Genomic DNA, 11,910 nt, shown 5'->3' on the forward strand with positions numbered 1-11,910 from the left:
ACAGCTGCAAAAGGCACTGAGCAACCGATTCTTTGACTCACTCGACGAGCTAACAACAGCGATCGACACCGCTCTCGACAAACTCTCCGTCCCTAAAGTGAGCAATTACTTCTAGTGTCTACTATAGGATTCCGGCCCTGTGATATAGAGGATTCTAGAGTTCAGTGGTTCGACACAGAGAACGAAAACGATGCGCATCTCAGTCTCCCGCGGGAAGAAGACAGCAAAGCCGGAAAGAGAAACCGGAGTGGGAAAATCAGTCCCGAAGCGGCCCGAGTCTTCAATTACTGGCTTGAAGAACGGAAAGAAGACCCCGCGTACGAAGGTACAGATGCCGTTTGGCTCAATCAAAAGAATAAGCCATACAGTGCGCGTTCACTCCGATATCAGTTGATGAGCCTTCAGCGGGCAGCGGGGATGAACGTTGAGGAGCGCGAGAATGGATGGTACATGATTCGACGGGGTGTGGGGACGGACATCATAAACAAAGAAGGCGACATTATCACCCTGATGCATCAACTCCGAATCGACCGCTATGAAACAGCGATGCGGTACGTAATGACTGCTGACCAAGCAGCTGATAGGTACTTTAGCAGGCGGTAGCGGGAGAGTGAAACACAAGTAGAGTCGGCTCAAAAGCTCATGGGAAAGGCAGACCACTATGATACACACCTACCTGAGAGCAGACAGTGGAATGTGCAGACCATGACGCTGCGTGACCAAGCTTGGAATATCGCGTTACGCTACTTGGCCGACAAAGGGAAATTCAAACTTGCCGAGCTACCGTTCAAAGAAACGGAGAGACACACTGTAAAGCGAGTTCTGAGGGAGATGGAGGAGTATGGATGGATACAGCGTGAATCGAAGCAAAGTGGAATCTATCGGCTGGGACCGACAGCTGAGCAGTATCTCAACGTCGACGAAGAGATTATTGAAGCAGCGAAGTCGTAACACTGACCACTATTGCTGTGAGATTCGGTAGCTTAAATATACCTTAGAAGAACATTCTATTGACTTCAGATTCAGTCTGTTGGTAAAAGATGCACCAAATATGGTTCGTGTTTTCGCCACGCCTTGTGGAGGCTGAGACGCGGGTTCAATTCTCGCACCCGGACCTTTTCCGACGAACGAAGTGAGGAGTGAAAAGTCCGTACGGCGAGATTGAACCAGCGAGCGACTGGAAGGAGCGAGTGGGGTTCAATTCTCGCACCCGGACCTACCACTCCTCCGCCGTGTCCCGATTCTCGCTCTACCACGCGAAGTTCGCCGACGGAAGAGGCCTTCGACGCACGTCAGTTCTCACTCACCCCTCTCGCCGCGTACCGACGCCACCGCTTCGTTTTCCATCCGCGTCCACTCGTAGCGCCGCATCAGTCCCCGAACGGCCGTCTCCGAGAGCGACCAGGCCTCGCCGACCGGTTCGCCGTCCTCGAGGTTCCGAGCGCTGTACGTTCGCGCGGTGCCCGCCCGCGTGACGAGCGTCGGTTCGCGGTAGTCGATACGGACGGTCTCGCCGGGTCCGATCGGGGCGTCCTCCGAGACGTCGGTGTCGTCGGTCCGGAGGTCCTGTAACTGCGGGTACGTCGGCTTGATCCGGTCGACGATGTTCGGGTCGTCGCTCATCGGCGTTCGCCCGTGCCCTTCGAGGTGTGCGTGCAGGTTCGCAGGGACTCGACGCATCCGCCGTCAGACGTACTCGTTTCCATGACTCTCCATACGTGCGACCGCTTTTGGCTATTGTATCGTTTACCGCCCGCGAACGGGCCTTAACCCCCCGTTGAACCCGCACCGTCGCATCGGTTGTGTCGCGGTAGGACCCTCGTACTCCGCCGCAGGCGGCGAACTCGCCCCTTCCGACCGTACGGGAACCCGACCGCCCTCGGAGAACACATACTATACAACCACAGTAATCTTTTAGTGATTGTAAGTTATTCCTACTAATGCGGGCGCTGTTTTCGGTATTATAGTACCGACCGGGCCGGGTAACTATACATATAGACAGTATCGGTATATGCCCATACCCCATTGGTGAGAGTGTCGAACGACGTGCCACAGAGACGGTGGGGAGGTCGACAACAACGATGAAGACGCCAAAAAAATCGACAGACGACGCCGGAACGGATGGGGAGTATCAGTACATCGAGTACGAGTCTGACGACGAAACGGTCGTCGTCATCCAGGACCACGAGAACGAGAGCGCGTGGATCCAGTCGACCGTCTCGATTCCGATCGAACCCTGAGGGGGGAGACCCGAACGGTCTCGGGGGAGACCGGGGTGGGTGGGCGATCGGAAAGCACCAGTTCGTCACGACAGGCAGAATAGCGAGTCGATCGGTATCGGTCCCTGCTGCGGCCCTCCCGGTCGTCGTCGAGGGGTTCGGGGGAAATCCTCGCGCGACGACCACACATCACACGCAATCTCGCTGCGGCGAGAACGACGACCCGCGACCGAGCGGCACGTATACCAAAATCGTGTCCATGGCAGACGCCGCTCGGCCGGTAGAAATCGTCGAACGCCCGACGGAGTTCGGGTCTTCTTTCGGTAGATGTCACTTCCACGCCAGTACGTCCTCTTTTCGTCGGAGCGCCGCGTTCGGCGTTCGATTTCAGTGCATCGTCCGCGTCGGATTCTCGCGGTCGTAGAACTGACCGTGGAACGGGTACGGCGTCCAGTGAGGGAGCGTCGCCCGCGCCAGTTCGGTCATCGTCCCGGCGTCCAAGACGACGAGCACCGACCGCTCGGCCGCCGGGTCGAGCATCAGCGTCAACAACACGCCGTCGTCCTCGCCGGACCCGTCGGGGCGGGGGACGAACGTCGCCTCGCTAGGGTAGGCGTCCCCGCCGTCGGCGGCCGCGGGCGTCCAGGCCGTCTCCGTCTCCGTCTCGATATCGAACTTCAGCAGTCCCGTGGGGAACGGCCCGGCGTTCATCTCCGCGAGGTAGACGTAGCGGTAGGGACGGCCGTTGTGACCGCGGTAGTTGATGGTGGGGAACTCGACGGGGCCGTCGTGAAGCGACTTTCGGGAGACGGCGCCGCGCCCGTCCAACGGGAGTCGGAAGCGGACCAGACGGCCCGGCGGGACGTCCGGGTCGCCGGAGCGGAGTTCGTCGAGGTAGAGGCCGGTTATCGCCCGGTCGTCCGGATAGACGACGGCGTCGACGACCACCTCGTCACCGTCCTCGAAGGCGTTCGCGTGGTGGTAGACGAAGAAGGGGTCCGTCTCGGGCGTCGCGACGACGTCACCCGTCCGCCGGTCGACGACGTGAAACCGGGTCGGGTCCTCGCGCCGTTCGAAGGACTCGATGAACGTCGTCGAGTCGAACAGCGACCCCGCGAGGAGGGCGACGAGGTTCGGACCGTAGGGGACGGCCGGGAGCACGACGTATCGCTCGGTCAGGGAGAACGAGTGAACGTAGGGGATGTCTCGGAACGGCAGGTGCGCGACCATCGTCGGCACGCGGGTGTTCGCGGGGCGTTTGAACACCACGTAGCCCGTCTTCGGCCCGTAGGAGAGCCCGAGCCCCCAGAACTCCTCCGTTCGCGAATCGAAGTGCACGTGTCCGAGCGTCGCGTCGACGGGGAGGCCGCGCGTGAGGTCGATTCGCTCGCCCGTCTCCAGCGTCTCGGGGTCGATGCGGTAGCCCCACGGCGACTCGGTGACGGCCACCCAGTCGCCGCCGATTCGGACGGTTCCGATGGAGGTGTTGTCGGTGAACCGCCCGGTCAGCAGTTGGCCGAAGCGAACGAGCGGGGACCGGTCGGGGGGCGTGCCCGGGAACGCGGTGCGGACGCCGCCGCGGTCGCGCGCCCACCGATAGTCCTCCGAATCGACGTACCGGTTGGTGTAGCGCACGGTTCCGTCCGGACCGCTCACGTCGAGCAGTCGGAGCATCGCGAACGGGTCGAACCAGTACGCGAACGGCCGACCCCCCACGTCGAACTGTCCCGGACCGTTCAGGACGAACGATCCGTCCACCCAGTCGGGGAGCGTCCCCTCGACCCGCAACTCGGCGTCCGAAACCGTCTCCGGTTGGCTCCGCAGGCCGAGCGACCACCGGTTCATGGGCGACGTTGACGGCACTGTTATATGAGATTTTCATTCGGGACGACGAGGGTGTCGCTGTTTCCGTCCCCGTCCCGTCCGATTCCCCCGGCCCGCCACGCCGTCTCGCAGTAGGGCTATCCGTCCGGCGGTCGTAGCCGACGCATGAACGTCGCCATCGTGACCGTCGGCAACGAACTGCTCGCCGGCGACATCGACAACACCAACGCGACGTGGTTGGCGCGCGAACTGACCGAACGCGGCGCGGAGGTGGTCCGCGTGCTCACGGTCCCCGACGTGGAGTCCGTCATCGCCGAGACGGTCCGCGAGTGGGCGGCGTCGTTCGACGCCGTCCTCGTCACCGGCGGCCTCGGGGGGACGCCGGACGACCTGACGATGGACGGCGTCGCCGCCGGACTCGACCTGGAGTTGGAGGTGAACTCCGTCGCCGCCGCCGACGTGGAGGCGACCATCGAGCGAATCCTCGAACGGCGGCCCGACATCGACTTCGACCTCGAAGTGCCGTGGTACGCCTCGATGCCCGCGGGGGCGACGCCGATTCCGAACCCCGAGGGCCTCGCGCCGGGGTGCGTCGCCGAGAACGTCTACGTCCTCCCGGGCATCCCCGAGGAGATGCGGGCCGTCTTCGGGAACGTCGCCGACGACTTCGGCGGCACCGTGGCGACGAGGACGTTCTACACGCCCGAACCGGAGGGGGCGATGGCGGAACCGCTCGCGGAGGCGGCCGCGCGGTTCAACATCCGGGTCGGGAGCTACCCCAACCGCGAGGGGACCCGAACGCGCATCAAACTCACCGCGACGGACCCGTCGGTGCTGGCCGAGGCGTCGTCGTGGCTGGTCGAGAACGCGGGTCGGGAGTTGGTCGAGGCGGGGACCGAAGTCGACGGAGAAGGCGTCGAGGGCGCGGAGTAGAACGCCGGGAGTCGTCGGCTACCGCGGGTCGACCACCTCGGTCTGGTCGCCCCGACGGACCGCCGGGAGCGACCCGCGCGACTGGATGATGTTGAGCGCGGTGACGAGGTCCGAGCGCGAGATGAGACCGACGAGTTCCCCCTCCTCGTCGACGACGGGGAGTCGGCCGACGCCGTTCTCCTGCATGACCGTGATGGCGTCCATCGCGCCCGCGTCGGGGCCGATGGTGGTGAGTTCGCCCGACATCACGTCCCCGACGAGGTAGGCGTCGCGTTCGACCTCGTTCACCGACCGGGCGTCGTTGAGCGTCACCATCCCCGCGAGGTGACCGTTCTTCAGCACCGGGTAGCCGGTGTGTCGCTCGCGGAACATCCGGTCGAGCAGTTCCGCGACGCTCGTCCGCACGTCGACGACGTCGAGTCGGTCCCGGTCGGTCATGATGTCCCGGACGGTCACGTCCTCGAAGGCGGCCTTCATCACCGTCTGTTGGGCCTCCGAAGAGGCGCCCATGTAGATGAAGAAGGCGAGGGCGACGAGAAACAGGTTCGAGAACAGGCCGACGATGCCGAGGAGGAACGCGAACGCCTTGCCCACCTCGGCGGCGAGTTGCGTCGCTCGCGCGTGCGAGCGGGTGCGGGCGAGGAGCGCGCGGAGGACGCGCCCGCCGTCCATCGGGAAGCCGGGGAGCATGTTGAACACCGCTAGCAGGACGTTCGTCAGCGCGAGGTAGCCGAGGACGAACTTCGCGGGCCCCTGCGAGGCGGGGAGGGCGAGAAAGCCGACGAGCGAGAGCGCGCCGACGGCGACGCTCACGAGGGGGCCGGCGACGGCGATGACGAGTTCCTGCCGCCAGTCCTCGGGCATCTCGACGAAACTGGCGACGCCGCCGAACAGCCACAGCGTGATGGACTCTATCTCGTAGCCGTAGCGCATCGCCACCAGCGAGTGGCCGAACTCGTGGAGGAGGACGCAGACGAACAGTCCGAGCGCCGCGGCGGTGCCGAGAATCCACTGCATCGACCCCTCGGTGAGCGGCGCGCCGTCGATGGGAGTGGGGGCGAACTGGTTCAGGACCCCGACGAGTTGCCCCACGTCGGAGCCGATGAGCCACGCGAACAGCGGAAGAACTAGCAAGAACGTGAGGTTCAGCTGAATCGGGATGCCGAAGACGCGTCCGATGCGGATTCCGCGCATGGGGGAGCCTAGCCGGCGACGGATAATAAGTCCAGTCTCGATACCGGGAATCGGACGCCGGTGGCGGGGCGAGGCGGGGGGCGACGCGGCCGGACGACGGAAGACGCCGGGCGCCGAAACGCGTCCCCGGGGCGAACGTTTAGGCCGCCGGTCGTCCTCTCCCCGCTATGAGCGAATCCCAGCCGAAACCGGTCGTCAAGCGCGCCGAAGACGTGGAGTACGAGGCCGTCGGGGCCGCCGACGGGATGTCCAAGGGCGTCCTCCTCGACGACTCGGACGGCGCGCCGAACTTCGCGATTCGGCGGTTCGTCCTCGAGGCGGGCGCCGCCGTCCCGAAGCACACGAACGAGGTCGAACACGAGCAGTACGTCCTCTCGGGGTCGTACACCGTCGGTATCGACGACGAGGAGTACGAGGTGTCGGAGGGCGACTCGCTTCTCATCCCGGCGGGCGTCGTCCACTGGTACCGAAACGAGTCAGACGAGGAGGGGAGTTTCCTCTGTGCCGTCCCGAACGGCGACGACAGCATCGAACTGCTGGAGGAGGAGTAAATGCTAATCTGAACACTCACATCAAGAATAGTCAGATCGCACATTTTGATCCTCACACAATTAACATGTTATGACAGTATAATCGATGCCGTTTGGAGCGCGATAGAAAGTGCGAGGAACAATGCGCCGAAGATACTCCATTTCTGAATTTCACTGGTAATGTAGTTCTGAACTTTATACTCAATAATCATGATATCTCCAAACCACCGCCACTCTTCGCCAGAATCGGCAGTGACAGGAATTTGATCTCCACGGCGAGTCTCAACTGTCCCAGGACCATCCGTGGATTTCTCGTAGCAAAGCAGAATATGCGGTCTGAGTTCGCCGGGATTCATTGCTATACGGATTTCCTCGATGAGCCAGTCAGAGCCATCCTGCTGGTAGGGTACTATGGCTTGATCGATACTCAGGTCGTTAGCTACGTGCTTTCTAAATTCTGGATATTCTCTGAGCAGGAATCCAGTTACCTCACGAAATCCAGGGTCGGTATAGCTTAGAGATCCATTTGTGATTAGCGACTCCCATCCTGTCTCAAATTTCTGCGGCCGAGCAAACGACTCAACGAAAGGGATTCTAGGAGCAGCGAATAGCAACGACGCAATTCCTCCTCCAATGACAGCGAGTATTTGAAGCAAAATACGGGTATCAAGCTGTAACAGTAGATTGCCTAACAAACACTGATGAATTAGCTGCTTCATATGAATCTACACTACTGTCGTCGCATGTATTCGCTGCTGCTGAATCAATTGCACCGGCCGAAGCACAGACGAATCTCTGAAATACCCCGTCCGCATACCACAGAGCGTGTCTAAACAGGTCGGCCGCGTCGACACGCTGTTCGTCCACGAGACGAACGACGACTTCCTCGTCGTCGTCCAACGGGACGGAGAGCGCGTCTTCCGCGCCGTGCTCGAACTGAAGGAGACGAGCGCCGGCCCCCGCCCCGCGAAGTTCCGCGTCAAGCGCGGGTCGTCGGACGAACCCCGAGACCCGAGCCAGTTCGTCGAACTGGCCCGCAGAGCCGAGCGAATCCGCATCTCCCAGCAGACTTCCAAGAGCCGCCGCGACGAGTTCCGCGAGATGCTGGAGGGCTACCAGTTGGAAGCCCTCGTCGTTCGGACCTGCCGCTTCTGCGCCTCGAACGGCCGCTACTCGCCCATCACCGAGGAGACGGCCATCAAGACGGACAACGAGTACATCTGTCCGGACTGCGCGAAGCGGGAATTAGAGCGGGAACTCGACTTCTCCGGGACGGGAGCGATGACGCAGGCCGCACAGGAGCGACTCGAAGCCCTCCTCCTCGAAACGCAGGACCTCGGCCGCATCTCGAACCTGTTGAAAGGGGGGCTCGACCCCGACCTCACGAAGTTCGACACCGTCTCGGCGACGACGGACGACGTGGAGTTGGTCTCCACCTCGACGCTCGACCTGCACCCGAAACTCCAGTCGATGGTGGAGGGCCGCTTCGACACCCTCCTTCCCGTGCAGTCGCTCTCCGTCGACAACGGTCTGTTCGACGGCAGGGACCAACTCGTCGTGTCCGCGACGGCGACGGGGAAGACGCTCGTCGGCGAACTCGCGGGCGTGAACCGCGCGCTCGAAGGAAAGGGGAAGATGCTCTTCTTGGTTCCGCTGGTCGCCCTCGCCAACCAGAAGCACGAGGACTTCGAGGAGCGCTACGGCGACGACCTGAACGTCACCATCCGCGTCGGCGCCTCGCGCATCAACGACGACGGCAACCGCTTCGACCCGAACGCCGACGTCATCGTCGGCACCTACGAGGGAATCGACCACGCCCTGCGGACGGGCAAGGACCTCGGGGACATCGCCACCGTCGTCATCGACGAGGTGCACACGCTCAAGGAGGACGAACGCGGCCACCGCCTCGACGGGATGATCTCTCGTCTCAAGCACTACTGCGAGGAGCGACAGGAGCGACGGAGCAACTACGGGGGCGCGCAGTACGTCTACCTCTCCGCGACGGTCGGGAACCCGGAGACGCTGGCGCAGAAACTCCGAGCGACGCTCATCGAGTTCGAGGAGCGACCCGTCCCCATCGAGCGCCACGTCACGTTCGCCGACGGCCGCGAGAAACCCGACATCATCAACAAACTCGTCAGGCGGGAGTTCGACACGAAGTCCTCGAAGGGCTACCGGGGCCAGACCATCGTGTTCACCAACTCCCGGCGGCGCTGCCACGAGATATCCAGAAAACTGGAGTACGACGCGGCGCCGTACCACGCCGGCCTCGACTACCGTCGCCGCAAGCAGGTCGAACGGCAGTTCGGCAACCAGGATTTGGCCGCCGTCGTCACCACCGCGGCGCTGGCCGCCGGCGTCGACTTCCCCGCCTCGCAGGTGGTGTTCGACACGCTGGCGATGGGCATCGAGTGGCTCTCGGTGCAGGAGTTCGAGCAGATGCTCGGGCGGGCGGGGCGGCCGGACTACCACGACCAAGGGACGGTGTACCTCCTCGTCGAACCCGACGCCTCCTACCACAACTCCATGGAGATGACGGAGGACGAGGTGGCGTTCAAACTCCTGAAGGGGGAGATGGAGGACGTCGTCACCGTCTACGACGAGTCCGCCGCCGCCGAGGAGACGCTGGCGAACATCACCGTGGCGGGCAAGAAGGCGAAACGGCTGAACGACCGGATGCTCGGCGACGTGCCGACGAAGCACGCCGTCGGAAAGCTCCTGGAGTGGAAGTTCATCGACGGCTTCGAGCCGACGCCGCTCGGCCGCGCCGTCTGCCGGCACTTCCTCGCGCCGCGGGACGCCTTCCGCATCCTCGACGGCATCCGCGGCGGTCTGAGCCCGTACGACGTCGTCGCAGAGATGGAACTGGCCGACGAGGAACTGTAGCGGGTATACCCCTGGGAAACCGGCAAACGGCAGCCGCGTGAACCTGTATCCTTTTCTGACGGGGGTGTTTCGGTGACGGTGTGGTAACGATAACCCCGAGTGTCGTCGTCGTCTTCGCGGTTATCCTCCTCGCGTTGGCGTTCTTCGCCACCGAACCGGTGCCGGTGGACGTCACCGCACTCGGGGTGATGGTGACGCTGATGCTCGCGCAACCGGCCTCCGAGTGGCTGGTGGCGTTCGGCCTCCTCGCCGAGCCGATTCTCCTGTTCGACCCCTACCCGCAGCAGGCGCTCTCTGGGTTCGCCAGCACGGCGACGCTGACGGTGCTGGCGATGTTCATCCTGAGCGAGGGCGTCCAGCGGACCGGCATCGTCCAGATGCTCGGCGCGAAAATCGCGTCGTTCACCGGCGACAGCGAGTCCCGGCAGTTGGGGGCGACCATCGGCGTCGTCGGCCCCATCTCGGGCTTCATCAACAACACCGCCGCCGTCGCCATCCTGCTGCCGATGGTGACCGACCTCGCCGAACGCGGCGGCACCTCGCCGTCGAAACTGCTCCTGCCGCTGTCGTACGCCTCCATGTTCGGCGGGATGCTCACGCTCATCGGCACGTCGACGAACATCCTCGCCTCGGACCTCTCGGGCCGCCTCATCGGCCGGACGTTCACCATGTTCGAGTTCACGCAGTTGGGACTCGCCGTGAGCGTCGTCGGCACCGTCTACTTGCTCACCGTGGGGAAGTGGCTCACGCCCGAGCGCATCAAACCCGAACGCGACCTGACCGAGGAGTTCGAGATGAGCGACTACCTGACCGAAGTCGTCGTCCGGGAGGACTCGCCGCTGGTGGGCCAGCAGGTCCAACGGGCGCTCGTGGAGACGGAGTTCGACGTGGACCTCATCCAACTCATCCGCGGCGGCGAGGTATTCCTCGAACCCCTCGGCCCGAAAGAGATCCAGTCCGGTGACGTGTTCGCGCTTCGAACCGACCGCGACACGCTCGTCGAACTGCTCGACGTGGAGGGCTTAGACCTCGTTCCGGTCACCGTCGACGAGGCGGAACTGGAGGCGGGCGAGTCCGGGCAGAACCTCGTGGAAGTCGTCGTCGCGCCGGGTTCGTCGCTCGTCGGCGAGTCGCTGGCCTCGGCGAGTTTCCGCCAGCGATACGACGCCACCGTCCTCGCCCTCCGCCGCGGCGGGGAACTCGTCCGTCGGCGGATGGACAACATCTCGCTCCGGGTCGGCGACACGCTCCTCGTGCAGGCGACGACCGAGAGCGTCGAACGCCTCGACAACAACCGCGACTTCATCGTCGCCCAAGAGGTCCACCGGCACGACTACCGCGAGGAGAAAATTCCCGTCGCCATCGGCATCGTCGCCGTCGTCGTCGCTCTCGCGGCGCTGAACGTCGTCCCCATCGTCGTCTCGGCGCTCGCCGGCGCGTTGGCGATGGTGGCGACGCGGTGTCTCCGCCCGCCGGAACTGTACGACGCCGTCCAGTGGGACGTCATCTTCCTCCTCGCGGGCGTCATCCCTCTCGGCATCGCCATGGAGAACTCGGGGGCGGCGGCACTGCTCGCGGAGTTCGTCGTGCTGTCGGGCGACGTGCTCCCCCTCGTCGGCGTTCTCGGGGTGTTCTACCTCGTCACCGCCCTGCTGACGAACGTCGTCTCGAACAACGCGAGCGTCGTGCTCATGGTTCCGGTCGCCGTCGAGGCGGCGGAGACGCTCGGCGCGAACGCGTTCGCGTTCATCCTCGCGGTGACGTTCGCGGCGTCGACGGCGTTCATGACGCCCGTCGGCTACCAGACGAACCTCTTCGTCTACGGCCCCGGCGGCTACCGCTTCACGGACTACCTGCGGGTCGGCGCCCCCCTGCAACTGCTGTTCGCGGTGGTGACGACGGTCGGAATCGCCGCGTGGTGGGGTCTCACGCCGCCCGCGTGAGACCCGAGCGAAACGCTTTACCGCCGGACGGACTGAACCGTAGACGCGGGACCGTGGGTTAGCCTGGTATACTTCGGGCCTTGGGTGCCCGTGACCCCGGTTCGAATCCGGGCGGTCCCACTATTTCTGTCCGAGCGAAGCGAGGACGAAACCGTGCCGAGCGACCGGGGTTCGAATCCGGGCGGCCCCGTTTCGCCGTGTTACCTCGTCGGGTCGCACTCCGCGCGACTGCTCTCGCGAGACGCCTCGCGTCTCGTGCACCCCGCCGAAATCTGGAGCAAAAAGGGCCGAGACTCGCCTCTGTGTAGTGGACGTGACGACGGGTGAGAGCGGAGGGAAGGAACAAACGGGGTTCGAGTAGGAGAGACCCACGGTCGGCCG

At 63.7% G+C, this 11,910-nt stretch carries 11 protein-coding genes, 1 tRNA gene and 1 pseudogene; 9 read left to right on the plus strand and 4 right to left on the minus strand.

What is annotated here, in order from left to right:
• From NDI79_RS16575 to NDI79_RS16585, 3 genes and pseudogenes are all read left to right on the plus strand, one after another.
• Window positions 1-115 (plus strand): annotated as a pseudogene (locus NDI79_RS16575) (IS630 family transposase); the annotation flags it as partial.
• A complete protein-coding gene (locus NDI79_RS16580; RefSeq protein WP_310929736.1) occupies window positions 115-603 on the plus strand; it encodes a tyrosine-type recombinase/integrase in 489 nt (162 codons plus the stop codon). The pseudogene NDI79_RS16575 and the gene NDI79_RS16580, both read left to right, overlap by 1 nt.
• Window positions 604-642: 39 nt before the next feature.
• Window positions 643-951, plus strand: a complete 309-nt coding sequence (locus NDI79_RS16585; protein WP_310929737.1) for a hypothetical protein — start codon at window positions 643-645, stop codon at window positions 949-951.
• A gap of 348 nt (window positions 952-1,299) precedes the next feature.
• Here the strand turns inward: NDI79_RS16585 and NDI79_RS16590 are convergent, their stop codons facing one another.
• On the minus strand, window positions 1,300-1,623 hold the full coding sequence (locus NDI79_RS16590; protein ID WP_310929738.1) for a hypothetical protein: 324 nt from the start codon (window positions 1,621-1,623) through the stop codon (window positions 1,300-1,302).
• 458 nt (window positions 1,624-2,081) lie between these two features.
• On the opposite strand from NDI79_RS16590, the gene NDI79_RS16595 reads away from it, so the two are divergent.
• Entirely contained in the window at window positions 2,082-2,240 is a 159-nt protein-coding gene (locus NDI79_RS16595) for a DUF7331 family protein (protein WP_310929739.1), read from the plus strand.
• A gap of 366 nt (window positions 2,241-2,606) precedes the next feature.
• On the opposite strand, the gene NDI79_RS16600 is transcribed toward NDI79_RS16595, so the two are convergent.
• Window positions 2,607-4,064, minus strand: coding sequence for a carotenoid oxygenase family protein (locus tag NDI79_RS16600; RefSeq protein WP_310929740.1), 1,458 nt, complete (start codon window positions 4,062-4,064; stop codon window positions 2,607-2,609).
• 144 nt (window positions 4,065-4,208) lie between these two features.
• Between NDI79_RS16600 and NDI79_RS16605 the strand changes: the two genes are divergently transcribed.
• Window positions 4,209-4,976, plus strand: a complete 768-nt coding sequence (locus NDI79_RS16605) for a competence/damage-inducible protein A (protein WP_310929741.1) — start codon at window positions 4,209-4,211, stop codon at window positions 4,974-4,976.
• Window positions 4,977-4,994: 18 nt separating this feature from the next.
• On the opposite strand, the gene NDI79_RS16610 is transcribed toward NDI79_RS16605, so the two are convergent.
• On the minus strand, window positions 4,995-6,170 hold the full coding sequence (locus NDI79_RS16610; RefSeq protein WP_310929742.1) for a CBS domain-containing protein: 1,176 nt from the start codon (window positions 6,168-6,170) through the stop codon (window positions 4,995-4,997).
• A gap of 167 nt (window positions 6,171-6,337) precedes the next feature.
• Here NDI79_RS16610 and NDI79_RS16615 point away from each other — a divergent pair, with 167 nt between their 5' ends.
• On the plus strand, window positions 6,338-6,721 hold the full coding sequence (locus NDI79_RS16615; protein WP_310929743.1) for a cupin domain-containing protein: 384 nt from the start codon (window positions 6,338-6,340) through the stop codon (window positions 6,719-6,721).
• A gap of 68 nt (window positions 6,722-6,789) precedes the next feature.
• Here the strand turns inward: NDI79_RS16615 and NDI79_RS16620 are convergent, their stop codons facing one another.
• Complete coding sequence (locus tag NDI79_RS16620; protein WP_310929744.1) at window positions 6,790-7,419, minus strand: hypothetical protein; 630 nt, start codon at window positions 7,417-7,419, stop codon at window positions 6,790-6,792.
• A 106-nt stretch (window positions 7,420-7,525) separates the two neighbouring features.
• On the opposite strand from NDI79_RS16620, the gene NDI79_RS16625 reads away from it, so the two are divergent.
• The 3 genes from NDI79_RS16625 (at window position 7,526) to NDI79_RS16635 (ending at window position 11,649) form a co-directional block, all read left to right on the plus strand.
• Window positions 7,526-9,586, plus strand: coding sequence for a DEAD/DEAH box helicase (locus NDI79_RS16625; RefSeq protein WP_310929746.1), 2,061 nt, complete (start codon window positions 7,526-7,528; stop codon window positions 9,584-9,586).
• A gap of 80 nt (window positions 9,587-9,666) precedes the next feature.
• Window positions 9,667-11,529 (plus strand): SLC13 family permease, encoded by a 1,863-nt coding sequence (locus NDI79_RS16630; RefSeq protein WP_310929747.1) that lies wholly within the window; start codon window positions 9,667-9,669, stop codon window positions 11,527-11,529.
• Window positions 11,530-11,576: 47 nt separating this feature from the next.
• Window positions 11,577-11,649 (plus strand) — tRNA-Pro (locus NDI79_RS16635).
• The last annotated feature ends 261 nt before the right edge of the window (window positions 11,650-11,910 follow it).

It is taken from the genome of Halogeometricum sp. S3BR5-2, from assembly GCF_031624635.1.
In the GTDB taxonomy this organism is placed as follows: Archaea; Halobacteriota; Halobacteria; order Halobacteriales; family Haloferacaceae; genus Halogeometricum; species Halogeometricum luteum.